We start from the raw sequence: 23,144 nt of genomic DNA, 5'->3' as shown, positions 1-23,144 counted from the left end.
CCCTCTTATTCTTCTGTCAGCGTGCGTACATGGACGCCGCTTTGCAGGCGCGCCAGTTGCGCGTCATCGCTGATACCGAAACCGATCTGCGTCACCGCCATCGCCGCAATGGCAGTGGCCCGGCGCAGGGTTTGCTCGGGTGTATCGAAACTGAGCAAGCCGTGGAGCATCCCGGCCAGCAGCGAATCCCCGGCACCGACCGTGCTGGCGACGCTGACCTTGGGCGGCATGGCGTGCAGCGCCGTGCCGGGGCTGAACCAGTTAACGCCGTCAGCACCGTGGGAAATCACCACATGCTCGACACCTTGCGCGTGCAGCCGGGTGGCCACTTGCACCTGTTGAGCGACAGAGTCTGTCGGGCAATCCAGGGCATCGGCCAGCTCTTTGGTATTGGGCTTGATCAACCACGGCCCGGCGTTGAGCCCGGCACGCAAAGCGTCGCCACTGGTGTCGAGGGCGACTTTCAAACCGAGCGTTTTCAGCTGCACCAACAGACCCTGCAACCACTGCGGGCTGATGCCACGGGGCAGGCTACCGGCCACCACCACGGCATCATGACCGGGGGCAATTCGCTGCAGTTGATCGAGCAACGTCTGTTGCGCCTGCTCGCTGACTAGAGGCCCCGGCCCATTGACGTCGGTGACGCGCCCGTCCTGTTCGGCAATCTTGATATTGCTGCGGGTCTCCCCCGGCACACGGATAAACGCGTCGACAAAACCACGTCGGGCGATCAGCGCCTCGAAGGCCTGGGGATTGTCCTCCCCGAGAAAGCCGCCCACCGTCACCTGATGCCCCAGGTCCGCCAGCACCTGGGCGACGTTGACGCCCTTGCCCGCCGCATGGGTAATCATGGCTTCGCTGCGATTGACCTCGCCCGGTTCCAGGCGCGCCAATTGCACCGTCAGGTCCAACGCCGGGTTCAGCGTCAGGCTTAAAATTCTTGCCATTTACACGGCCTCCACGAGGGCTCGCACTTGCGCGGGAGAACCCACCGCCAGCGCCTTTTGCGCGAGGACTCGGGCCTCGCTCATGCTGAATTCTCGTACCCGCGCCTTGACCTCGGGGATGCTGCGGGCCGAGACGCTCAGCTCATCGACACCCAGGCCGATCAACACCGGCACCGCCAACGGGTCGGCGGCCAGTTCACCGCACACACCTACCCATTTGCCGTGGGCATGGGCTGCACGCACGGTGATGTCGATCAGTTGCAACACCGCCGGATGCAGGCCATCGGCCTGGGCCGAAAGGGTCGGATGACCACGGTCGATGGCCAGGGTGTATTGGGTCAGGTCGTTGGTGCCGACGCTGAAAAAGTCCACTTCCTTGGCCAGCACTGGCGCCAGCAAGGCAGCCGATGGCACTTCGATCATGATGCCCAGTTGCAAGTCGGCCACCGGGATTTCCAGGCGCAGGCGCTCGGTCATATCCCGAGCCTGGTGCCACTCATCAACGCTGCCGACCATGGGGAACATGATGCGCAGCGGCCGGTTATCTGCCGAACGCAGCAACGCGCGCAATTGCGCTTCCATGATCTGCGGGCGTTGCAGGGTCAGGCGAATGCCACGTACACCGAGGAACGGGTTTTCTTCCTTGGCGATCGGCCAGTACGGCAGCGGTTTGTCGCCGCCGACATCGAGGGTGCGCACCACCAGTGGCCGACCCGCCAGGCCATCGAGTACGCGACGGTATTCAGCCTCTTGGGTGGCTTCGTCCGGCGCTTGCTGATGGGCCATGAAAATCAGTTCGGTGCGCAAAAGACCAATGCCTTCGGCGCCCTGCTCCACCGCTGCTGCGACACCGGCACTTTCACCGATGTTGGCGAACACTTCGACGCCATGGCCATCTTTGGTCAGGGCCGGCTCGTGGCGCTGGGCGGCTGCAGCTTGCAGGCGGTGCTCGCGAGTGTCGCGCTCTTGGGTGGCGCGCTGCAAAGTGGCGGCATCGGCGTCGACATGCAAACGGCCGCGCTGGCCGTCGAGCAACAAGGGCGTACCCGAGCTCAGCAGCAACACCGCCGCGCCTGCGCCCACCAACGCCGGAATCCCCAGGGCGCGGGCGACGATAGCGCTGTGGGCGGTGGCGCCGCCGCGAGCGGTGAGAATTCCGGCAACTCGTGCAGGATCGAGGCGGGCCACGTCCGAGGGGCCGACTTCGTCCATCACCAGGATGTAGGGTTCGTCCGGCTCCTGTGGAGTTTCAACGCCGCACAGTTGCGCCAGGACCCGGCGACCGATATCTCGCAGGTCGGCGGCGCGTTCAGCGAGCAAGGCGTCCTGCAACGATTCCTGCTGTTTGGCCGCCGCTTCGATCACGCTCATCCACGCGGCTTCGGCGCTTTCGCCTTGCTTGAGGCGCGTGTCGACTTCGTCGGTCAGTTCCGGGTCGTCGAGCATTTCCTGGTGGGTGATGAAAATCTCGCGAATAGCCTTGGACTTGCTGCGCTCGATCAGGCCCTGAATATCACGGCGCACGTCCGTCAGCGCCGCTTGCAGGCGTACCCGCTCGATGGCGGCAGACTCGCCGCGCAACGGGTAGTCGAAGGGCTGCAGCACTTGGATGTGCGCCGGGCCGATGGCGATACCAGGCGCGGCGGCGATGGCCTGGATCAGGCTGCCGGACAAGGGCGCGCTGATCAGCGGTTCGACCTCTACGACTTCACGCAGGGCGCTCACGGCGGGCAACGGTTCGACTTCTTCGCCAAGACCTTCTTCCACCGCAGCCAGCAAAGCGGGCAAGGCGTCGGACGCGATACCGGGTTCGGCGACAAATTCCAGCATTTGCCCACGACGGGCGCCGAGGCTGAGCAGTTTGCTCAGGCTTTTTACCGACACGGCGCCGCCTTGCCCGTCGACAATACGTACGCGGATTTCGCCGTCAAAACTTTTGGCCAGTTGCGCAAGAATCTTTGCCGGCCGCGCATGCAGACCGTGGGCATTAGCCAGGGCGATGCGCGCACTCGGCCAATCGGCCGGCAGCTCTCCGCCGAGCACTTCCAGCACTGCACGGCTGCTGGTGGCGCGACCCAGTTCCTGGCCACGACCCTCGATTAGTAAGGCGCACAGGCGTTCGAGCAAGGCTTGATGAGCTTCGCCGAGGCTAGCCAGGCAAAACAGCCCGCTCAACGGTTGGCCGAGGTAACGCATGGGTTTGTCCGGGGTGACAAAGGCCAGGCCCGGACGCTTGACCGTCTGCTCGCTGTGCAGCCACCACAGGCCATCGCCCAGGGGCAGTGCATCGACCTGCTGCAGCACGGCGGCAAAGCCGTTGCTCACGCAATCAGCCTGGCGCAACAGACGGGCGCCTCTCCAGACCAGCTCTTCAAAATCGTCGGCAGACACGCCGAGGCCGATCATTTGCGCGTCCAAGGCCAGTTCTTGCGGCGCGCCTTGCAGCAGCTTCAGCAAGGCCTCAGCGGAACTGGCGCGGCACAGTGCCTGGCCCAGATCGGTTTCACCGAGGGCGCGGGTCAGCAGTTGCAGCAGGCGCAGATGTTCATCGGACTTGGCGGCAATGCCAATCGCCAGGTAGACGATCTGGCCATCACCCCAATCCACGCCATCGGGAAATTGCAGCAGACGCACGCCAGTGGCGAACACCAGGTCGCGGGTTTCGGGAGTACCGTGGGGGATCGCAATACCTTGGCCGAGAAAGGTCGAGCCCTGGGCTTCGCGGGCTTGCAAACCGCTCAGATAACCCTCGGCAACCAGGCCGTCAGCCACCAGTTTTTCGGCGAGCAGTTGCAAGGCAGCAGACTTATCCACAGCCCTCTGGCTCATGGATATCTGCTCTACGGTGAGCTCAAGCATGCCTTTCTCCTAGTTAGTGCATCAGGCGCACTAGGTATTGTTTTGAATAAATCAGCGAAAAAGCGTTCGAAAAAATTGACTGAGTGGTCAGTTGGCAGAGACAACCCAGCGGCGAACATCGTAAAAATACGCCTGCTGAAACGTTTAATCTATAATTTATGGCAGGTTACGCGTTAATTCTGCATCCTTGAAGCGCCACTCGGCGCATGAGCTGCAACAATGGTCGCCTACGCCGAATCGGTTACGATTGGACAAAGTGTCGGGGCAAGCTCTAAAAAACAAGGAAATCCCGGTTTGAAACTCAGTGATATTGCTCGCCTGGCCGGTGTGTCAGTTACCACCGCCAGCTACGTCATCAACGGCAAGGCCGCACAGCAACGGATCAGCAGCGCCACCGTCGAACGGGTGCGCGCCGTGGTTGAAGAGCACGGCTTTACACCTAACCCTCAGGCCGCCGGACTGCGCAGCCGGCACACCCGTACCCTGGGCTTTATCCTGCCGGACCTGGAAAACCCCAGTTACGCGCGGATCGCCAAGCTGCTGGAACAAGGCGCGCGGGCTCGCGGCTACCAACTGCTGATCGCCAGCTCCGACGACGACGCCAACAGCGAGCGCCAGTTGCTGAAACTATTTCGCGCCCGGCGCTGTGATGCGTTGTTCGTCGCCAGTTGCCTGCCGGCCAGCGACGACAGTTACCGCGAACTGCAAGCCAAGGGCCTGCCGGTCATTGCCATCGACCGGGTAATGGAGTCTACGCAGTTTTGCTCGGTGGTCAGCGACGACCGCCAGGCTTGCCAGCAATTGACCAGCAGCCTGCTGCAACCCGTGCCTCGGCAAATCGTGCTGATTGGCGCCCGGCCGGAGCTGAGCATCAGCCAGGAGCGAGCTGCCGGCTTCAAGCAAGCGCTGAAAGGATTCGACGGTGAAGTGCTCATCGAACACGGCGAAGCCTTCAGTCGGGACTGTGGCCGACAATTGATGGAAGAATTGCTGCAGCGCCTGGGGCATTTGCCTGACGCGCTGGTGACAACGTCCTACGTCCTGCTGCAAGGGGTATTCGACGCACTGCATGACTTTCCGCTCAAATCCCGCCCGCTGCGCCTGGGCACCTTTGGCGACACCCAGTTGCTGGACTTCCTGCCGTTGCCGGTAAACGCCATGGCTCAACAACACCAACTGATTGCCGACACCGCCTTGCGCCTGGCACTGGCGGCCATTGAGGAGGAGCAGTATCAGCCGGGCGTCCACGCCATTGGCCGGACCTTCAAGCAGCGCATTCACGAGGCCTGAGCGTGGAGTTGATCGACAGCCATACCCACCTTGACTTTGCGGACTTCGACGCCGACCGCGTTGAGGTCCTGAACCGCTGCCGCCAATTGGGCGTGCGGCGAATGGTGGTGTTGGGGGTCTATCAGCAGAATTGGCAGCGGGTGTGGGATCTGGTGCAACAGGATTCGCAGTTGTACGCAGCCTTCGGGCTGCACCCGGTTTACCTGGACGAGCATCGCCCCGCTGACCTGACCGAGATGGGCGACTGGTTGACTCGTTTGAAGGGCCACCGCCAGCTGTGTGCCGTCGGCGAAATCGGTCTGGATTACTTCCTTGAACAACTGGACCGTGAACGCCAGCAATTGCTGTTTGAAGCCCAATTGCAACTGGCGGCAGACTTCCAACTCCCGGCGCTGCTGCATGTAAGGCGCAGCCATGCCATGGTGATTGCCACCCTCAAACGTATTCGCTTGCCACGGGGCGGCATCATCCACGCCTTCGCGGGTAGCCTGGAAGAAGCCCGCGAGTACATCAAGCTCGGTTTCAAGCTGGGCCTGGGTGGCGCGGCGACCTGGCCCCAGGCGTTGCGCATGCACAAGGTGATCGTCCAACTGCCGCTGGATTCGGTCGTACTGGAAACCGACTCACCGGACATGGCTCCCGTCATGTATCCCGACCAGCGCAACAGCCCCGAACATCTGCCCGATATCTGCGCCGCCCTGGCCGAGCGAATGGCCATCAGCCCGTCAACACTGGCGCAAGCCAGCACCCGCAATGCCTGCGAACTCTTCAATTGGTAACACCCTGACGGGATTGACCGCCTGAAACTTCAGGGTCATGCGATGCCGGTGACGGGCGTGGCGCAAGACATACGCCACACTTACAACGGACAGCTCCTACAGCCTCATCTCACACCCGAAACGCACCGATCAACTGCTTCAACTCGATCACCTGCAATGACAAGTGCCGGCTGGCCTCTTCGGTCTGATACGCCCCCTGCGCCGCATGCTCACCGGCACGGTTAATTTCGACGATGTTCTGGTCGATATCATGGGCCACGGCGGTCTGCTGCTCCACGGCGGCGGCGATCTGTTGGTTTTGATCGACAATCATGCCCACGGCACCCAGGATATTTTCCAGGGCCTGCTGGACCTTTTCCGACTGCCCGACCGTGCCATTGGCCATCTGATGACTGCTGCCCATAGCCTTCACCGCCGCGCCGACGCCGCTGTGCAGCTTGGCAATCATCTGTTCGATTTCTTCGGTAGAGTGCTGGGTGCGCTTTGCCAGGGTGCGCACTTCATCGGCCACCACCGCGAAACCGCGGCCTTGTTCACCTGCCCGCGCCGCTTCGATGGCCGCGTTCAGTGCCAGCAGGTTGGTTTGTTCGGCAATGCTTTTGATCACTTCCAGCACGCGGCTGATGGATTGGCTGTCGATGGCCAGTTGATTGATCACCAGCACTGACTGGTCGATCTCGGACGCCAATAGCGCAATGCTGCCCTGCTGGGATTGCACCAGGCCACGCCCGCTGAGAGTCTCATCGTTGACGCTGTGGGCGCTGCTGACCGCAGCCGCTGCGCTGCGGGCCACTTCCTGGGCGGTGGCGGACATCTGGTTCATGGCCGTCGCCACCTGTTCGATCTGGCTGCGTTGGCCGGAAACGGCCTGGTTGCTGCGGGCCGATACCGATTCCACTTGCCCGGCCTGGCGCTCAACTTCGCTGACGGTCTGCCCTACCCGTTCGATCAGGTCATGGATTTTCGCTACCGTGCCATTGAACACTTGGCCCAGATCCCCCAACTCATCGCGGCTTTGGGCGACAAACGTGACCGTCATGTCGCCAGCCGCGACCTTGTCCATCATCGCCCCAAGGCGGCGCAATGTAGTGCGGGTGGAAGCGTAGAAACCTCCATACAAATAGACGATCAGCAAAAACACCGCCGCCAGGGCTGACACCAGCACCACCATGTGCGTGCGGTTCTGCGAAAGACGCGCCTGCAACTGCTGGTCGAGGAAGGTCAGGGTTGCTTCATCGAACTGGTAAGTCTTGGCCATCAGGCTGCTGACCTCGTCATAAAAGCCCTGCCATGGCGCGTCGAGGGTTTCGGCCATCACTACCTGCTCTTCGAACAGCTCGCTGCCTTGCTTGAGGCTGGCCTGGCTGGCATTAGCCAAGGCATCCAGCGCACCGTGGGCAGCCTTGCTCGAACCGAGGGCGTCTTGCAGCTTCAAACCGTATTCGGCCTGGAGCTTTTCCAACTGCTGCAACAACTCGTCAAAGCGGGTGCTGGAAGAGGAGTTGAGAAAACCCTGGCCCAGGGAATAAGCGCCCATCGCCCGGCCTTCGCCCAGGGTCTGGGTGACTTGCGGGGTAACGCTGGTGATCAATTCGCTGAGTTGGCGCAGGTCGCTTTGCGGATCACGACTCAAGCCTGACTGGCTGGCAATGATCTGGCTGAGCATCTGCGCCTTATTGAGGAGTTTGCCGATCAGCGCACTTTTGCTCAGCAGAGAGGATTCCGTTTGCTGGGCCTTGAAAGCGGCGATCATCTCGTCGCGCTTGCCTTCAAACACCGCGATTTGTTCGGGATCGGCCGCCATCGCCTTAAAGCCTTGCAGGCGTTCCAGCACGCTCTGTTCCAGGGCGCTGATTTTGCCTTCGATATCACCGGCCTTGCCTGATTGACCCAGCGTCGCGTTGATCTGCACTTGGTTATTCAGGGTTTCCAGGTCACGGCGCAGGGTCAGGCTGCTGCCCAACAGGTCCAGGCTTTGCAGCTCAATCTGCGTGCCCTGAAACTCGCGCCAGGAATCGCGCACCAGGTAATAGTTGGTCACCAGCATGGGCAGGAAAAACAGCACGCTGATCAAGCTGAACTTCATGCCGAAGCTCAAACGGTTCATCAACGCGATGACGGGATAGAGCAAGCTATTCAAAGGTGAACTCCCTTTTCTTTTATTTTTATTGAGGCGCAGGGCCGCGGCAGATAGCCACTATTTGGCGCTCTATCTGTATAGCTCAATTTGAAGGGGAGTTTTGTAACTTAAGGTTAACGACCATCGCAGGCAAGCCAGCTCTCACACTGACCGTGCCTGCTTCAATATCAACTCAGGGCAACACGGTCCAGATGGCAAACCCGGCATACCACAGCACTGCAGCGCGTAGCAGCAGCTCCCAGATACGGTCCAGGCTGTTGATACCGTCAGCGCCCACCACCGGCGGCGGGATTTCGCCAGCTACCAGGCCGACCTTTTCCACCAATTGAGCGGCACTGATGTCCCAGTTCAGCAGCTCATGGAGCATGACCCTGCTGACCGCGACAAAATTGCCTACCAGAGCGAAACTCGCCGCCAGCAAGCGCACCGGCAACCAGTCGAAGGCATGACGCAACTGCCCAGCACGCTCCACGACCAGGGGGTTTTTCCCGTGCTCAGTCGTCAGCGCCAACAAACGATAGGCCAGCGCCGCCACTGGGCCGAGAAGGAAGTACCAGAAAATAACAGCAAAGAAACTCTGATAGGCCTGCCACAACAAATGGCCCTGGACCCGCTCCAGCAGTTGTTCGCCACTGTCCGCGCCAACACCCAGGTCACGCTCGGCAACATGTTCAGCCGCTTGCAGGTCGCTACGGCGCCAGGCATCGCGAAACGGCCCCAGCCCGGCGAGCAAGTCGCCCCGCCCCAGGCTGTAGATCACCACCAGCAGGTGTACCGGCAACGCCAGTAAACCATAGGCCACCGGCTCCAGCATCAGCAGCAACAAACCCAGCAGCGCTACGGGTAACAGCACCAACAACACCAGGATCAACCAAGGCTGTTTGCCCAATCGCGCACTGGATTCCAGCCTGGCCAACTCTCGCAACCAACCGCCGTCACGCTGTACCCGCTGGCGCAAGGCCGAGAACTTCTCAATCCATACAGCCAACACCAACACCAGAAAACTCATTGTGCTTGTCCTCCATCCTGCAAGGCGCTGCGAAAACGCGCCCAATCAAAAGCCGGTCCTGGATCTGTCTTGCGTCCCGGGGCGATATCACTGTGACCACAAATGCGCTGGCGCGTAATGCCCGTGTAGGCAACCAGCAATTGACGGCTCAGCTCGATCAAGGATTGGTACTGGGCATCGCTAAAGGGCAGATCGTCCGTCCCCTCCAGTTCAATTCCCAGGGAAAAATCATTGCAAATCTCGCGCCCCTCGAAGCTCGACACCCCCGCATGCCAGGCACGGTCCAGACACGAGACAAACTGCGTCACCGCACCATCGCGCTCAATCAGAAAGTGCGCAGAAACCCGTAGGTCGGCGATTCCTTCAAAGTAGGGATGTTCCGTGACATCTAGGCGATTCTGGAAAAACTCCTGCACTTTACCGGTGGCAAACTGCGCCGGCGGCAAGCTGATGTTATGCACCACCAACAGGGAAATCTCGCCGCTGGGGCGCTCATTAAAGTTGGGCGATGGGCAATGACGAATGCCCTGGCACCAACCACTGGAGGGGTCCAACTGCATATAGGTTCCTTGAGCAAGGCTGGGATGGCCCAGTATGCCGCGATCCACCCTGTGGTTGCGATCACTTGGCGCGATTGAGTTGGCGCAGGTTGCCAATCACCGAGGCGAGTGCCCGGTCGAACAACAGCGCGTCGTCAAGGGTCCGCACCCCACCACGCTTGAACTCCAGGGCCAACTGCGTGCAGGTTTTCTCCAACACTTTGAGCCCCGTGCGATTGACAAAAATGTAGCTGTTGGCAGGCGCAATAATCGCCGTCAGCTTGCAACGCAGGGTGTTTTCTTCATCTTCCTGGAACTCGACCCAACTGCCGATGCGCAATTGGCGAACCTTGAGCATGTCGGGATCATCATCCGGCAGGCTCACCGTATCGATCGGCAAGACAGGGCTCAGCACAATTTTTTCGCGTACCTCGAACAGGGCCCCAATCGGCTGTGGCGATTGCCCCGCCCCGATGCCCTGGAACGACTGCACATGCAGCGCTTGCAACTGGGTGAAGAATTCACGGGTAATAAAGGAGTCGAGCGCAGCCCCGCTCAAGCCATCGCGCAGGGCCTTGAGCAGCGCCGGCAGTTGCTCCAGCAGATGGCGCCCGGCCTCGGTGTCTTCGCGAAGGCCCGCACTCCAGATCAATTCGTCCATGGTCTGCAACCCGGCCTGCCATTGCGGCGACTGTTCACCGTGCTTGAGGCACGCCAGCAACAGGACCTGGCTCCAGGCCTGTTGCAGGAACTGCACCACTACTTGCGGCAAGACTTTGCCCAGCAGCCTGCGGTTGAGGGCATAGGCCACCCGCTGGCGGGCCTGTTCGGTGCGGGCCCGGCCTTCTTCGGCGTCGCAGGTACGCTGCTCGAGCAATTCGCTGCGACGTCGCTCATCGCTGGTAAAGGTGGTGAACTCCAGCAACAACTCGGAAAAAATCGCTGGGTCATCGACAAAATCATTCAACAGCCGCTGCACCACTTGTTCGATGCGCAGGTACAGGCTGTCGCGTTGATAGTCGTCGCGCTTGCCCCAGCCCATGGCGGCCGTACCGATTTCATTGAGTAGCCGTCGCGCCGGGTGGCTGCCACGACTGAAAAAACTCTTGTCCAGCACCGCCACTTTCAGCATGGGAATCTGCAAGCGGGCAATCAATGCCTTGAGGGAGTCGGGCAAGGTGCGGTCGTCGAGAATGAACTCGAAGAGCATCGCGATCAGGTTGATCACGTCCTCGTCGGCGACGTCGACCACTCGCGATTTGCCACTTTTGACACTGACGCGGGTCAGCAACTCTTCCAACTGGCTGCGCAGGTCGAAATCGTCCTCGACCGCCGGCTCCGGAACGTATTGCTGCAAATGGGAGAGCAGGCGCAGCAAATCACGGGTTGAAATCGGTTGGGCCTGGGCGCTGGCTTCAAGGGTCGGGGCGACGCTGCCGCGCACGGCGAACAGCAATTTTTGCAGCGCAGCGAAGGCCTGCTGCTCGCCTTCGTCGGCCTGGGAATCGCAAGCAGGCGTTGCGTCCGCTGGCGGGAAGACCCGAGCGGTGCCCTCACCAATACGCCGGGATGGCACCGTCTTGAGTTCGGGCAGCACACCCGTTGCCACCAGCAGTTGATTGGCTTCGCCATACAACTGATCGGCATCACTGAGTACGTACTTTTCAAACAGCTTGAGAATGATCAGCTTGACTCGAATTTCCACCCCCATACTACGCCCGGCCTGCAGGAAGTACTCGCAGAGCATCGCCGGGCCGAGGGGGTTTTCACGATCATCCAGATGTTTGCCCAGCAGCGCCCCCAGTCGTGCAGTCAATTGGCCAAGGGCCAAACCATCACGGCGCTGGACCCTGCCGAGCATGGCCTCCAGGGCCACGGCTTTCTCCAGATCGTCCGCAGACACACCGGGTACCGCATCGTAGGAAACCGTCGGCAGCAATTGCAACTCGCCCCGCCCGGCTTGCCCTAGGCTGATGAATGCTGCAAAGAGCTGCTCCACAAAGCCACGCTCGAAGTTCTTGCGTTTGAGGCGCAGGTCTCGCATGGCTTCAAAGAAAATGTTCTGGTCAACATTGTTGCGGGCCTTGTCGGCCATTTCGAACAGGGTGTCGTCGGCGTTATCGAACAGCTCCTGCAAACCCTGCTTGAGTTGCTGGACCGCCTTGTCACGAACCTGAAGCAAAATCACTGGCAGGTGGGCAAGCGGCGAAGGCTTCGCCTGCGCGGCGATCTTGTTGATTGGCACCACCTTTCCGTCATTGTGCATCCTGGCCTCCTGAAACGGTGGGTTCGGTTTTGTGAAAAATCGGTACAGCCAAGGGCATTAAGACCCATGGGCACTACGATTATCGGGATACCACCGAGACGTCAAAGCTATGACGCCAATTGCAAGGCGCAAGATTATCTTGCAAATGGGGACTATTGCGCCAGCGAACTCTGTACTTGCTTTGTAATAAGGTAGCGACAGCAACGGTGGTACAGCGGTTTGGCACCTTGGGTTAGGCGCTGCCATACCCCTATAATCGAGCCACTTTGTTTGTGGAGCCCGTTATGCCCAATCTTCGTCTTGCCGACCTGACCGCCGAAATCGAAGCCAACGTGCGCCGCGCATTGCTGGAAGATATCGGCAGCGGCGACATCACCGCGCAACTGATCCCGGCCGAACGGCTGGCCAAGGCTACGATCATCACCCGCGATGCCGCAGTCATCAGCGGCACGGCCTGGGTCGATGCAGTGTTCCGCCAGTTGGACCCACGTGTCGCCGTGCATTGGCAGGTGCGCGACGGTGAGCGCGTGAGCCCCAACCAGGCACTGTTTCACCTTGAAGGCCCGGCCCGTTCACTGCTCAGCGGTGAACGCTGCGCACTGAATTTCCTGCAACTGCTGTCAGGTGTTGCCACCCGTGCGCAATACCTGGCGGACTTTGTCGCCACCACCCAGGTCAAGCTGCTGGATACCCGCAAGACCCTGCCGGGGCTGCGCCTGGCGCAAAAATATGCCGTGACCTGCGGAGGTTGCCACAATCACCGCATCGGTTTGTATGACGCCTTCCTGATCAAGGAAAACCATATCGCCGCCTGCGGTGGCATTGCCCAGGCCATCAGCGCCGCCCACAAGATCGCCCCGGGCAAACAGGTGGAAATCGAAGTGGAAAGCCTGGAGGAGTTGCGCGAAGCACTGGCGGCGGGCGCCGATATCATCATGCTTGATGAATTGAGCCTCGACGACATGCGCGAAGCGGTGCGCCTGAATGGCGCAAAGGCGAAACTGGAAGCCAGCGGCGGGATCAACGAAAGCACATTGCTGCCCATCGCCGAAACCGGGGTGGACTACATATCCATTGGCGCAATGACCAAGGATGTGAAGGCCGTGGATTTGTCGATGCGCCTCAGTCTCTGAGGAGCTTTAACATCTAGGAGCGAGCTTGCTCGCGATGGGCATTAACGATGACGCGGGAAGCCTGGCACCCCGCGTGGCGCTCAGGTTTCTCGCGAGCAAGCGCGCTCCTACCACGGCGTCTCAAATCGCCAGGTTATTCATCCCGCAGTACTCGTTCCAGTCGACGCCCAGCACTTCGGCAGCCTCTTTGTGCAGGGCCAGGCGCGCCACTTCGAACTCTTCAGGAGTGGAGGTGTACTTGAGGGTCAACTCCCACGGTTGGAGCCCCTGGGCCTCGGCCTCATCCTCAAATGACCATTGGATCTGGTCCTTCTGATCATCGGCACTCAGGTCCTTGATCTCATCAAGGAGTTCCGGCGACTCTGCGACGTACTTTTTGAGAGCTTGTTCGTGCCGCGCTTCCTGGGTCACTTCTTTTATGGTCATGTCGTTCTCTTTGATCTAGGAATGGGGATGCATCTGGGTCATCAAGGTTGCGCAGATACAAAAGAACAGGCATGAATACCGGTTCGTCTGGCCTTCAGAACCATTCTGGGATCATCTGAAAACTGTGTTGCCTTTTTGCCCGAGACAGGAGTCGAACCTGCGACCTTCGCGTTACGAGTGCGCTGCTCTACCAACTGAGCTACACGGGCGGTGGGCTAAAGCTAGCACTGCCTTGAGCGTCCGGCAACTCACTGCTTTGGGAGTGCAATAACCCCTTGGGCCCAGAAGCGTGGCTGCAGATGTACTTTGCTCGCGCCCACGTAATGCTGGTTACGCTCATTGATGTGAGGCACATCTCTAATTGCGACGAACACCAGCAATGCAACAGACAGGACAATCAGCACCGTCCACGTCCAGTACAGCAGCGGTATCGTGGCGCTTGGGCAAGCTCGCCACGGGTGCAAGGCCATCAGCCAACCAACCACCAGCGCCAGCCACAGTTGCGAGTTTGGCATCACTATCACGCCGTCAACCATGGCTTGGGTCAATGCGCCGATCAACGCGGCAAATAGACACAGGCGCAGCAGGTCTACGGGGGCGATAACGCTGCGCTGCTGACGCAGCACATTCAAGGTCGGCCAGATCCCCCGCAAAGCCAACCCGGCCACGCACAAGGTCGACGGCACGCCCCACTCGCTGGCCCATTGCAGAATCGCCTGGTGCGGATGAGCGGCAATGTCGTTGGCGATATCGGCAAAATGCATCGGCCCGAAGCCCAGCAACGGGCGCTCGCGGATCATGTCCCAGGCCTGCCACCAGATGGGGGCACGCCCGGAAAGAGAGGTGGTCAGGCGGTCGCCGGCGATATTGTCTACTTCAATCCCCAGATACCCCGTCAGTGCGACGAACAACAACCAGTACAGCAGCAATGCGCAACACAGGGCAGTCAATTGCCAAGCCAGCCAGCGACGCCCCCAAGGGCCCAAAAACGCCAGGACTATCCCGGCAGTTCCCAAGCCGAGCCAGGTTCCGCGGGAGCCGCCACTAATCGCGATCAGCCACCAGACACACAACAAGGCGAACACCCAACCTCGTACCGCACGACGGGTAGCCGAGGCCAGCAGAGGAAGTGCCAGCAACGGCAAGGTAAACGTCTGGAACTGGCCATAAAAGCGCTTGTTGGAAAACCCTGTCAGCAGCAGGTCCGTGTTCAACACCGGTTCGCCGCTGGTAAAGGCGATAGCGCCGGCATACAGATACTGACTGCTTTTGATCAGGCACAGCAGCAACACGAAAAGGACCAATGCCCGATCAAGGGACTCGTCGCCATTGCGCCTAAGCGTGGCGAGAGCAGCAGCAATGGCACCACAGGTGATTACCAGCGCCAGCTCAGTCAGCGCCCAGGACGGCTGATGGGCCAACAACGACGAGACCAGGCCTAGCCCGACAATCACCGCCAGACCTATAGCTGCGGGCCTGTCGACCAGTCGTTGCCTGCAAGCCAGCGAGGAAACCGACAGCCCATAAATCAACGCGCAAAAGCCCACGACAATTTGTATCGTACGCTGCAAGTCATGGGTGCTGAACGAGGGATAGATGCCCAGCGCCAGAAGACACAGCGCCACCACCAGAAAAACGCTTCCTCGTTGCTGCACGGATAACGTCATGGGCAACCTCTACGTCCTTGTGGATTGTGTGGGAGCCGGGCTCCCGCACTGGATCTATATTGCCGTGTAAATGGTGCCCGGCTTGATGGTCACGCCCCGCCAGCCATGCAACCTTTTGCAGCGTATTGATCATCGGACGTAGTGGAACATTTCCAGCCGGTAGTGGCACCGCGGGTCAAGGTGATGGTCTTGCCCAGGACTGGCGCGGGGGCATTGATAATTTCACAGGCAATCGAGCCGGCGCCCGTGGCGACGTCACCCGTTACGGTGATCGTGCAATTGGCCGTCGGGCTGGTGCCGCCGATCAATGCCAAGGTCGGAGCCGTCCCCTGGTTGAGAGTGTCCTCAAAGCCTGCTTTCAATGCGGAAATTTCCGCCAGGCCCGCCGTGAACTTGGCCTTGGCCTGGTGCTTGGTATAAATGGGCAGCCCGATAGTGGCCAAGATGCCGATGATCGCCACGACGATCAACAACTCGATCAAGGTAAAGCCTTTCTGACGTATCACACTCACTCTCCAGAATAAGACGGGGCTCACGCCCCCATAGCAAAGCACATCCTGCGCCCTGTCCTCAGCAACCGCGCCAGTGTACTCACCCGCGTCCGGCCAATCGCGCACAAGACGCACAATCTGACATTTTTTCAGTTACCGCCCTCCTGCCGGACACACACTGGTGACTAAGCTGTAGATCTTCACCTGTCCGAGTGCGGTAGTGCGAAATGAATGATGTATCCGTGATCTACGCTTGGGAAGGCACCCACCAGAACGGCCGCAAGGTGTCCGGCGAAACCAGTGGCCACAATCGCGCCCTGATCAAGGCGCAGTTGCGCCGGCAAGGAATCCGCCCCGGCCGGGTATGGAAAAGGTCCAGCATTCTTGCGAACATCCGACACCCCATCAGCCCCGCCGACATCGCCCTGTTCACTCGCCAACTGGCGACTCTGTTGAGAGCAGGCATTCCAATGTTGCAGGCCTTCGACATCATCTGCGAAGGCTTCGACAACCGGCACATGCGCTCGCTGGTGCATGGACTGAAGCAAGAGATCGCCGCCGGCAGCAGCCTGGCTGTCGCCCTCTTTAAAAAACCGCAGTATTTCGACGAGCTGTACTGCAACCTGATCGCAGCAGGTGAACAGGCTGGCGCCCTGGAATCCCTGCTGGAGCGCGTCGCGATCCATCTGGAAAAAAGCCAACAACTCAAGGCCAGGATCAAGAAGGCAATGACTTACCCGCTGGCAGTGCTGGTTGTCGCCACTGTCGTCAGCGCCATCCTGTTGATCCATGTCGTGCCACAGTTCCAGGGGCTTTTTGCCGGGGTGGATGCACAGTTGCCGGCTTTTACCTTGATGGTCATTGCGCTGTCCGAATTCATGCAACAAGCCTGGTGGATGCTCCTACTGGCCTTGGGTACCAGTGTTTTCGGCCTGCGCCACATCCATCGCCGATCACCCGGCTTTCGCCACTGGCTGGATGCCAGTTTGTTGAAAATCCCACTGACAGGCACACTGTTGAAAAAGTCGGCCGTCGCCCGCTATGCCCGTACGCTCTCCACTACTTTCGCGGCTGGGGTACCGCTGGCGCAGGCATTGGACTCGGTGGCAGGGGCCGCCGGCAACGGACTATTCAGACAGGCAATCAATCGTATGCGCCAGGATGTATCAACAGGGATGCAGTTGAACCAGACCATGGCCTGCAGTGGCCTGTTTCCGGGTATGGCTATTCAGATGACCGCCATCGGTGAAGAGTCGGGCACCTTGGACAGCATGCTGGAAAAAGTTGCCAACCATTACGAAGCGGACGTCGACAACCTGGTGGACAGCCTCACCAGCCTCATGGAACCGCTGATAATGGTAGTGCTCGGCGGCATTGTCGGGGCTCTGGTGGTGGCCATGTACCTGCCAATCTTCCAACTCGGCGCGGCGTTTTGAGCATGCCACTGAACGAAGTGCTGACCGGCCAGCCGTGGGTGTTCGTATGGGTCGCGCTGGTGCTTGGCCTGATCATCGGAAGTTTCCTCAACGTGCTGGTGTGGCGCCTGCCAAAGATGCTGGAGCGGGAATGGCGGGGGCAGGCCCATGAAGTACTGGGCCTGCCCCCGGAGCCAAGCAGCCCAACCTACAACCTGCTGCACCCCAACTCCTGTTGCCCGCACTGCTCGCGGCCAATTCGCCCCTGGGAAAACATTCCACTGCTCAGTTACCTGCTGCTCAGAGGTCGCTGCGCGGGGTGCCATCATCCCATTAGTGCACGCTATCCCCTCGTCGAGTTGGCATGCGGGCTGATCTCGGCGTTCATTGCCTGGCATTACGGCTTCGGTTGGCAGGCCGGTGGGGTATTGCTGTTGAGCTGGGGCCTGATTGCGATGACCTTGATCGATGCCGATCATCAATTGTTGCCAGATGTGCTGGTATTGCCCCTGCTCTGGCTCGGGTTGATCGTCAATCAGTTTGGCCTGCTTGTGTCGCCGCCTGACGCGCTATGGGGCGCGGTCGCTGGCTACATGAGCCTGTGGTCGGTGTTCTGGCTGTTCAAACTGATCACCGGCAAGGACGGCATGGGCCATGGCGATTTCAAACTGCTGGCCATGCTCGGCGCCTGGGGCGGCTGGCAAATCCTGCCGATGACGCTGTTGCTCGCCTCGTTGGTCGGGGCGATAACGGGCCTGATCCTGCTACGGCTACGTAACGCCAAGACGTCGACACCTATGCCTTTTGGTCCTTATCTGGCCATTGCCGGCTGGATTGCATTGCTCTGGGGTGGTCAAATAACCGACTTCTATTTGCAGTCTGTCGGTTTCAGATGACCACTCCTGTTGCAACACCCTGGATTCTTGGCCTCACTGGCGGCATCGGCAGTGGCAAAAGCGCGGCGGCCCAGCACTTTGTCGATCTTGGCGTGGACCTGATTGACGCCGACCACGCTGCCCGCTGGGTGGTCGAACCCGGAAGGCCGGCACTGGCGAGTATTGCCGAGCATTTTGGCGCAGATGTTCTGCTGCCCGATGGCCAACTGGACCGTGCAGCCCTGCGCAAGCGGATCTTCGAAGTCCCCGCAGAACGCCGCTGGCTGGAAGCTTTGTTGCATCCGCTGATTGACGAAGAGATTCGCAGCCATTTGGCGCGAGCCCAATCGCCTTATGCGATTCTGGTGTCGCCGCTGCTGATCGAATCCGGCCAGTACACCATGACTCAGCGAGTCCTGGTGATCGACGTGCCGCAATCGCTGCAGATTCAGCGTACCCTTCAGCGCGACGGCATCAGCGAAGAACAGGTGCAGGCGATTCTCAAGGCCCAGGCCACTCGGGAAGACCGCTTGCGCCATGCCGACGATGTGCTGGTCAATGACCAAGACCTGGCCTGGCTGCACAGCGAGGTCGAGCGACTGCACCACTTTTACCTTACTTTGCGTGGAGGCCGATCATGAGCCAACCCTTGACCGTCGAATGCCCAACCTGCGGCGCACCCGTGGAATGGAAAGAGACCAACACCAACCGGCCGTTCTGCTCGGACCGCTGCAAACTGATCGACCTGGGTGCCTGGGCGTCGGAAGAACACAAGATTGCGCTCAGCCCGGACGCCGAGGACGAGCTGTTCTCTGAAGACCTTCAACCAAAACACTAAGGCCGCATAAAGCCGTAATCCTGCTGATCGTCGAGGTTCTCCGCGAGAAATTGCAACTCGTCGGCCAGGTCCTCGACGCTACGCACGCCCTTGCTCTGCTGCACCACCGCACTGAGCAGGGCGCGCAGGCTCAAACCCGGTTCAAAACCGATTTCCTGTGCCGCATCCTGGCTTCTGCGCAACTCCTGCCGTGCCCACTCGTACACACTCATGATCGTGCTCCTGGAAGTTCCGCAGAGCATGAGACCACTTGCCTGCCCAGGATTTGACCTGGATCAAGACCGCGAATCGTCATCCTTCCAGGGCGCCGAGAGGTACCGTGTGCGGTTGAAGGTTTCCAGCCATTCTGGGCGAAACACCACCAGCGCACTGATTACCATGCCGTTGATAAAGGCTTCGGGGAAAATGATCAGCCACAGGTAACCGACGAAATCCTCCAGCCATTCAGGCATCGCAAAGCGCCCGTCAAACCACAACAACCCCAACCCTACCAACAGGCACAGCAACGCCGACAGAGCCGCCGCAAAAAAGCCGGAACAGAATATGTACACAAATGGATTGCGCGGCCGGGCTCGCTCCACCAGCAACGCACAGGCTTCGGTGACCAACACCGGCAACAGGACCAGCAACATGCCGTTGACCCCGACCGCCGCCAAGTCTTGGCGGCCAAGCAGCACCAGGCCGACTTGCGCGATCAGCCCTGCGACGATTGCCAGGGGCCAGTCGAGCAACAGGGTCACGGCGGTCATGCCGATAAAGTGGTAAGACACGCCAGTGTCGAAATCCCGCCGCACCAGCCACAACATGAATAGCGCGAACACCGTGCCAAACAGCAGGTGCTGACGTCGCCGGTCAGCAAACAGCTCGACCCAGGGCGCACGCAGGACCGCCCACATCACCACAGGGGCGTACAGCAGCCAGCCGATGATGAGGGTTTCTGGCGCAAGCACGGCTGCGCTGATCACGGTTTCACCTGCTCCAGGGCTTGGCGCAGTTCGGAGGCAGAGCTGTATTCGTGTAGCGCCACCAGCTTGCCGTTGTCCAGTTGCAGCCACAGCACTTTATCCACAGGCGCCGGATAACGGGGAACGATCCGCGCGTCGCGATCGAGCATGACGCGGTAGTTGTAAGCCTGCATCGCCGGAACCGCGAACAACTTGGCGACCAGCCTGGGCATACGCTGAATGTCGGCAACAAACACCACATGCCGCGCCTCCAGATAGCCTTGGGGCCGGCCTTGCAGCGCCGCATCTACCCGTTTGGCGGCGTCCATACTGCGCGCCACTAGCAAGATTTTCGCTTGGTTATCGAGGGTGTAGGCCACGTCGAATTGATCGAGCAGGGTCCAGGGCGCCACTTGTTCGCCCACTTCAACGGCCTGGGCCCAAAGGGGCAAAAGGCTCAAGAACACCACGACAAAAAACTTCACCACATACTCCTCATGCCAGGGATAGCTATCAAGTGGCCAGTCTACACCGACCTTTTGACGCGGGACTTCCTGCGGTCATCATTTGAACGCTAAGCTTTAGCCATGGATGACTCAGATTATTTGCGCCTGCTCACCATAGCAGCCGAACAAGCCAACGCGTTCCTGTCCAATGCCCGCAAATGGGAGCGTGAGCGTTGGGTCTGCCAGCGCCTGCTGCAAGGCTTGAACGTGCCCTACCGTGCCGAAGAGTTTCATGCCGCCGGGCAAGAGCCCCCAGACGTGCTGTTTCGCGACGCCAGTTTTGAAGTGTTTTTTGTCCTCGACGAGGGCCGGCGCCTCAATGACGAATGGCGCGACGAGCTGTTGCGCCGGCGCAGCGCATTCTCCCTGAGCCAATTGGTGCGGCGCGAGGCCAAGCCCAAACGTATTCCCGCCCATGAGTTCCTGCTGCGGCTGGCACCGACCCTGCGCAAGAAAGCCCATAACTACAAGGAGCGCGGGATGGACCTGGGGGAGCTGGATATCATCGCCTTCGCCAGCCTCAAGCGTGAGGTGCTGGACCTCAACAGCCACTTCCCCCCACCCACCGAATACCTGCGCCAGGGTTGGCGCTCCTTGTCATTGGTGGGGCCAACGTTTGCCAGGGTGCTGTTCGCCCACCCCGAAGCCCCGGATTTCTTGCGCAACAACCTGGGGCGCAGCATAGTGTTTGATGTCGGCATCAGCCTGTGAACCGATCAACGACTATGCTGCTGGCAATGCCGCCAATCGCACGGCTGTAATGTGGCGCCCTTTCGCAACGTCTACCTGACGAGGCTCTTATGACCAGCCGCTTGAACCCCGACGACCAACAACATGTCGAAGAGTACCTGCAACTGTCCCAGAACCAGGTCGAGCGCAAGCCTTTCCGGCCGTGGCTGCTCCTTGGTGTGGTACTGGTGATAGTGATCGGGCTGGGTCTGCTGAGCCGCCTTTTGAGTTACCTGACGCTATGAGCTGCCTGGCGCTCGCTCGGGTAACTGCACTGATTTCTTTTAGCCTTGCGAGATATCCCCATGACCCATCGTATTATTATCGTCGGCGGCGGCGCCGGCGGCCTGGAGTTGGCTACCCGCCTGGGTAAGACTCTGGGCAAGCGCGGCACAGCCAGCATCACGCTGGTGGACGCCAACCTCACCCACATCTGGAAACCATTGCTGCACGAGGTGGCAGCTGGCTCGCTGAACTCTTCGGAAGATGAACTCAACTATGTCGCCCAGGCAAAATGGAACCACTTCGAGTTCCAGCTGGGGCGCATGAGTGGGCTTGATCGCGAGCAGAAAAAAATCCAACTGGCCGCCACCCTCGACGAACAAGGCCTGGAACTGGTACCCGCCCGTGAGCTGAGCTATGACAGCCTGGTCATCGCCGTCGGCAGCACGACCAATGACTTCGGCACCGAGGGCGCAGCGCAACACTGCCTGTTCCTCGACACCCGCAAACAGGCCGAGCGCTTCCATCAGCAACTGCTCAATCACTATTTGCGCGCCCACGCCGGGCAGACCGATGCAGTGGAACAGATCAGCGTGGCTATCGTCGGCGCCGGCGCGACCGGTGTTGAACTGGCTGCCGAGCTACATAACGCCGCCCACGAACTGGCAGCCTATGGCCTGGGCCGGATCAAACCGGAAAACATGCACATCACCCTGATTGAAGCCGGGCCACGGGTGTTGCCTGCCCTGCCAGAACGCATTGGCGGGCCAGTGCATAAAACCCTGGAGAAACTCGGGGTTACGGTGCTGACCAATGCAGCAGTCAGTGAAGTGACCGCCGACAGCCTGATCACCAGCAGCGGCCAGGTAATTCCTGCCAGCCTGAAGGTCTGGGCTGCAGGGATTCGCGCACCAGGTTTTCTCAAGGACATCGCCGGGCTGGAAACCAACCGCATCAACCAACTGCAGGTCTTGCCGACCCTGCAAACCACCCGTGACGAAAACATCTTCGCCTTCGGTGATTGCGCGGCCTGCCCACAACCGGGTACCGACCGCAACGTGCCACCACGGGCGCAGGCGGCTCACCAGCAGGCGTCGTTGCTGGCAAAATCGCTTAAATTGCGCATTGAAGGCAAGACGCTGCCCACCTACAAGTACACCGACTATGGATCGCTGATCTCGTTGTCGCGCTTTTCAGCGGTGGGTAACTTGATGGGCAACCTGACCGGCAGCGTGATGCTGGAAGGCTGGTTGGCGCGGATGTTTTATGTGTCGCTGTATCGCATGCACCAGATGGCGCTGTATGGCTTCTTCCGCACCATGATGTTGATGCTGGGCAGCAAGATTGGGCGCGGTACGGAGCCTAGGCTCAAGTTGCACTAACAGCGCAGTTCGATGTGGAGTGCCCGGCTTCTGTGGGAGCCGGGCTTGTCGGATCGCCGCACCGCCGCGCGGGGCTGCGTAGCAGCCCTAAAACCAATCACTGCGGTCTTTCTGATAGATCACCGCGACCACCAGGAGTGCTCCGCACTCCAACGGGAGCAAGCTCCCTCGCCACAGGGTATTCGCCAGCTGCCTTACCGCTATCGCAGGCAAAAAAAATCCCCGTATCTTTCGATACGAGGATTTTTAATATGGTCGGGGTAAGGGGATTCGAACTCCTGACATCCTGCTCCCAAAGCAGGCGCGCTACCGGACTGCGCTATACCCCGGTAAAAAAAAGGCGACCTTTGCAAGTCGCCTTCTACGATCAGTGCTTTTGGCCTCTGATCTTAAGATTCGATTCCAGCGTTAACTGGGTTCAAAAATGGTGGGTCGTGTGGGATTCGAACCTACGACCAATTGGTTAAAAGCCAACTGCTCTACCAACTGAGCTAACGACCCAAATATGGTCGGGGTAAGGGGATTCGAACTCCTGACATCCTGCTCCCAAAGCAGGCGCGCTACCGGACTGCGCTATACCCCGGTTTGAAATTGGCTCCGTGACCAGGACTCGAACCTGGGACCCAATGATTAACAGTCATTTGCTCTACCAACTGAGCTATCACGGAACTACATATTTCAAAGTGA

22 protein-coding genes, 5 tRNA genes and 1 pseudogene are annotated in these 23,144 nt (G+C 59.9%); 10 read left to right on the top strand and 18 right to left on the bottom strand.

Going from position 1 to position 23,144, the window contains the following annotated elements; translation table 11 throughout:
• Positions 1 to 5: 5 nt before the first annotated feature.
• Together pfkB and ptsP are read right to left on the bottom strand one after the other, a co-directional pair.
• On the bottom strand, positions 6 to 947 hold the full coding sequence (gene pfkB / locus ACZRKZ_RS10015; RefSeq protein WP_463981523.1) for a 1-phosphofructokinase: 942 nt from the start codon (positions 945 to 947) through the stop codon (positions 6 to 8).
• Entirely contained in the window at positions 948 to 3,806 is a 2,859-nt protein-coding gene (gene ptsP, locus ACZRKZ_RS10010) for a phosphoenolpyruvate--protein phosphotransferase (protein WP_463981522.1), read from the bottom strand.
• 294 nt (positions 3,807 to 4,100) lie between these two features.
• Here ptsP and cra point away from each other — a divergent pair, with 294 nt between their 5' ends.
• Together cra and ACZRKZ_RS10000 are read left to right on the top strand one after the other, a co-directional pair.
• Positions 4,101 to 5,096 carry a catabolite repressor/activator gene (cra, locus tag ACZRKZ_RS10005; RefSeq protein WP_463981521.1) on the top strand — a complete coding sequence of 332 codons (996 nt, stop codon included), beginning with the start codon at positions 4,101 to 4,103 and terminating at the stop codon, positions 5,094 to 5,096.
• 2 nt (positions 5,097 to 5,098) lie between these two features.
• Positions 5,099 to 5,875, top strand: coding sequence for a TatD family hydrolase (locus ACZRKZ_RS10000; protein ID WP_463981520.1), 777 nt, complete (start codon positions 5,099 to 5,101; stop codon positions 5,873 to 5,875).
• A gap of 109 nt (positions 5,876 to 5,984) precedes the next feature.
• On the opposite strand, the gene ACZRKZ_RS09995 is transcribed toward ACZRKZ_RS10000, so the two are convergent.
• From ACZRKZ_RS09995 to ACZRKZ_RS09975, 5 genes and pseudogenes are all read right to left on the bottom strand, one after another.
• A complete protein-coding gene (locus tag ACZRKZ_RS09995) occupies positions 5,985 to 6,689 on the bottom strand; it encodes a methyl-accepting chemotaxis protein (RefSeq protein WP_463981821.1) in 705 nt (234 codons plus the stop codon).
• Between the two features lie 153 nt (positions 6,690 to 6,842).
• Positions 6,843 to 7,046, bottom strand: a pseudogene (locus ACZRKZ_RS09990) (HAMP domain-containing protein); the annotation flags it as partial.
• Between the two features lie 1,141 nt (positions 7,047 to 8,187).
• Entirely contained in the window at positions 8,188 to 9,024 is an 837-nt protein-coding gene (gene ampE / locus ACZRKZ_RS09985; protein ID WP_463981519.1) for a regulatory signaling modulator protein AmpE, read from the bottom strand.
• The gene (gene ampD, locus ACZRKZ_RS09980) at positions 9,021 to 9,584 is read right to left on the bottom strand and encodes a 1,6-anhydro-N-acetylmuramyl-L-alanine amidase AmpD (protein WP_463967240.1); all 564 of its coding nucleotides are present in this window, start codon (positions 9,582 to 9,584) and stop codon (positions 9,021 to 9,023) included. Before ampD ends, ampE begins: the two co-directional genes overlap by 4 nt.
• Positions 9,585 to 9,645: 61 nt before the next feature.
• On the bottom strand, positions 9,646 to 11,829 hold the full coding sequence (locus tag ACZRKZ_RS09975; protein WP_463981518.1) for a DUF1631 domain-containing protein: 2,184 nt from the start codon (positions 11,827 to 11,829) through the stop codon (positions 9,646 to 9,648).
• Between the two features lie 284 nt (positions 11,830 to 12,113).
• Here ACZRKZ_RS09975 and nadC point away from each other — a divergent pair, with 284 nt between their 5' ends.
• Positions 12,114 to 12,962 carry a carboxylating nicotinate-nucleotide diphosphorylase gene (gene nadC / locus ACZRKZ_RS09970; protein WP_463967242.1) on the top strand — a complete coding sequence of 283 codons (849 nt, stop codon included), beginning with the start codon at positions 12,114 to 12,116 and terminating at the stop codon, positions 12,960 to 12,962.
• 120 nt (positions 12,963 to 13,082) lie between these two features.
• On the opposite strand, the gene ACZRKZ_RS09965 is transcribed toward nadC, so the two are convergent.
• The 4 genes from ACZRKZ_RS09965 to ACZRKZ_RS09950 form a co-directional block, all read right to left on the bottom strand.
• On the bottom strand, positions 13,083 to 13,388 hold the full coding sequence (locus ACZRKZ_RS09965) for a DUF6388 family protein (protein ID WP_133099954.1): 306 nt from the start codon (positions 13,386 to 13,388) through the stop codon (positions 13,083 to 13,085).
• Between the two features lie 136 nt (positions 13,389 to 13,524).
• Positions 13,525 to 13,597, bottom strand: a tRNA-Thr gene (locus ACZRKZ_RS09960).
• 39 nt (positions 13,598 to 13,636) lie between these two features.
• Positions 13,637 to 15,055 (bottom strand): O-antigen ligase family protein, encoded by a 1,419-nt coding sequence (locus ACZRKZ_RS09955; RefSeq protein WP_463981517.1) that lies wholly within the window; start codon positions 15,053 to 15,055, stop codon positions 13,637 to 13,639.
• Between the two features lie 89 nt (positions 15,056 to 15,144).
• Complete coding sequence (locus tag ACZRKZ_RS09950; RefSeq protein WP_463967420.1) at positions 15,145 to 15,558, bottom strand: pilin; 414 nt, start codon at positions 15,556 to 15,558, stop codon at positions 15,145 to 15,147.
• Positions 15,559 to 15,773: 215 nt separating this feature from the next.
• On the opposite strand from ACZRKZ_RS09950, the gene ACZRKZ_RS09945 reads away from it, so the two are divergent.
• Genes ACZRKZ_RS09945 through yacG form a run of 4 tightly spaced genes read left to right on the top strand, consistent with a single transcriptional unit; the run spans position 15,774 to position 18,674 of the window.
• A complete protein-coding gene (locus ACZRKZ_RS09945) occupies positions 15,774 to 16,982 on the top strand; it encodes a type II secretion system F family protein (RefSeq protein WP_463981516.1) in 1,209 nt (402 codons plus the stop codon).
• Positions 16,983 to 16,984: 2 nt separating this feature from the next.
• The gene (locus ACZRKZ_RS09940; protein WP_463981515.1) at positions 16,985 to 17,857 is read left to right on the top strand and encodes a prepilin peptidase; all 873 of its coding nucleotides are present in this window, start codon (positions 16,985 to 16,987) and stop codon (positions 17,855 to 17,857) included.
• Complete coding sequence (coaE, locus tag ACZRKZ_RS09935) at positions 17,854 to 18,477, top strand: dephospho-CoA kinase (protein WP_463967246.1); 624 nt, start codon at positions 17,854 to 17,856, stop codon at positions 18,475 to 18,477. Before ACZRKZ_RS09940 ends, coaE begins: the two co-directional genes overlap by 4 nt.
• On the top strand, positions 18,474 to 18,674 hold the full coding sequence (yacG, locus tag ACZRKZ_RS09930; protein WP_149410819.1) for a DNA gyrase inhibitor YacG: 201 nt from the start codon (positions 18,474 to 18,476) through the stop codon (positions 18,672 to 18,674). The genes coaE and yacG overlap by 4 nt, the downstream gene beginning before the upstream one ends.
• Here yacG and ACZRKZ_RS09925 read toward each other — a convergent pair.
• The 3 genes from ACZRKZ_RS09925 to ACZRKZ_RS09915 form a co-directional block, all read right to left on the bottom strand.
• Positions 18,671 to 18,886, bottom strand: a complete 216-nt coding sequence (locus tag ACZRKZ_RS09925) for a hypothetical protein (protein ID WP_463967247.1) — start codon at positions 18,884 to 18,886, stop codon at positions 18,671 to 18,673. The genes yacG and ACZRKZ_RS09925 overlap by 4 nt on opposite strands.
• 63 nt (positions 18,887 to 18,949) lie before the next feature.
• Positions 18,950 to 19,639 carry an energy-coupling factor ABC transporter permease gene (locus ACZRKZ_RS09920; protein ID WP_463967248.1) on the bottom strand — a complete coding sequence of 230 codons (690 nt, stop codon included), beginning with the start codon at positions 19,637 to 19,639 and terminating at the stop codon, positions 18,950 to 18,952.
• A complete protein-coding gene (locus ACZRKZ_RS09915) occupies positions 19,636 to 20,103 on the bottom strand; it encodes an FAD/FMN-containing dehydrogenase (RefSeq protein WP_463981514.1) in 468 nt (155 codons plus the stop codon). Before ACZRKZ_RS09915 ends, ACZRKZ_RS09920 begins: the two co-directional genes overlap by 4 nt.
• Before the next feature lie 102 nt (positions 20,104 to 20,205).
• On the opposite strand from ACZRKZ_RS09915, the gene ACZRKZ_RS09910 reads away from it, so the two are divergent.
• The 3 genes from ACZRKZ_RS09910 to ACZRKZ_RS09900 all read left to right on the top strand — a co-directional run bounded on the left by ACZRKZ_RS09910 (position 20,206) and on the right by ACZRKZ_RS09900 (position 22,457).
• Positions 20,206 to 20,835: a DUF1780 domain-containing protein gene (locus tag ACZRKZ_RS09910; protein ID WP_149410816.1), complete on the top strand. Its 630-nt coding sequence runs from the start codon at positions 20,206 to 20,208 to the stop codon at positions 20,833 to 20,835.
• 89 nt (positions 20,836 to 20,924) lie between these two features.
• Positions 20,925 to 21,098, top strand: coding sequence for a DUF3094 family protein (locus ACZRKZ_RS09905; protein ID WP_149410815.1), 174 nt, complete (start codon positions 20,925 to 20,927; stop codon positions 21,096 to 21,098).
• Between the two features lie 60 nt (positions 21,099 to 21,158).
• A complete protein-coding gene (locus ACZRKZ_RS09900) occupies positions 21,159 to 22,457 on the top strand; it encodes an FAD-dependent oxidoreductase (protein WP_133099964.1) in 1,299 nt (432 codons plus the stop codon).
• A 252-nt stretch (positions 22,458 to 22,709) separates the two neighbouring features.
• Here ACZRKZ_RS09900 and ACZRKZ_RS09895 read toward each other — a convergent pair.
• The 4 genes from ACZRKZ_RS09895 to ACZRKZ_RS09880 all read right to left on the bottom strand — a co-directional run bounded on the left by ACZRKZ_RS09895 (position 22,710) and on the right by ACZRKZ_RS09880 (position 23,125).
• A tRNA-Pro gene (locus ACZRKZ_RS09895) sits at positions 22,710 to 22,786 on the bottom strand.
• A gap of 96 nt (positions 22,787 to 22,882) precedes the next feature.
• A tRNA-Lys gene (locus tag ACZRKZ_RS09890) sits at positions 22,883 to 22,958 on the bottom strand.
• A 5-nt stretch (positions 22,959 to 22,963) separates the two neighbouring features.
• Positions 22,964 to 23,040 (bottom strand) — tRNA-Pro (locus tag ACZRKZ_RS09885).
• Between the two features lie 9 nt (positions 23,041 to 23,049).
• Positions 23,050 to 23,125 (bottom strand) — tRNA-Asn (locus ACZRKZ_RS09880).
• Positions 23,126 to 23,144 lie beyond the last annotated feature (19 nt).

This window comes from Pseudomonas sp. c313, from assembly GCF_055407145.1.
Note: the sequence above shows the minus strand (reverse complement) of the source record. Positions and strands in the feature narration are given on the sequence as shown.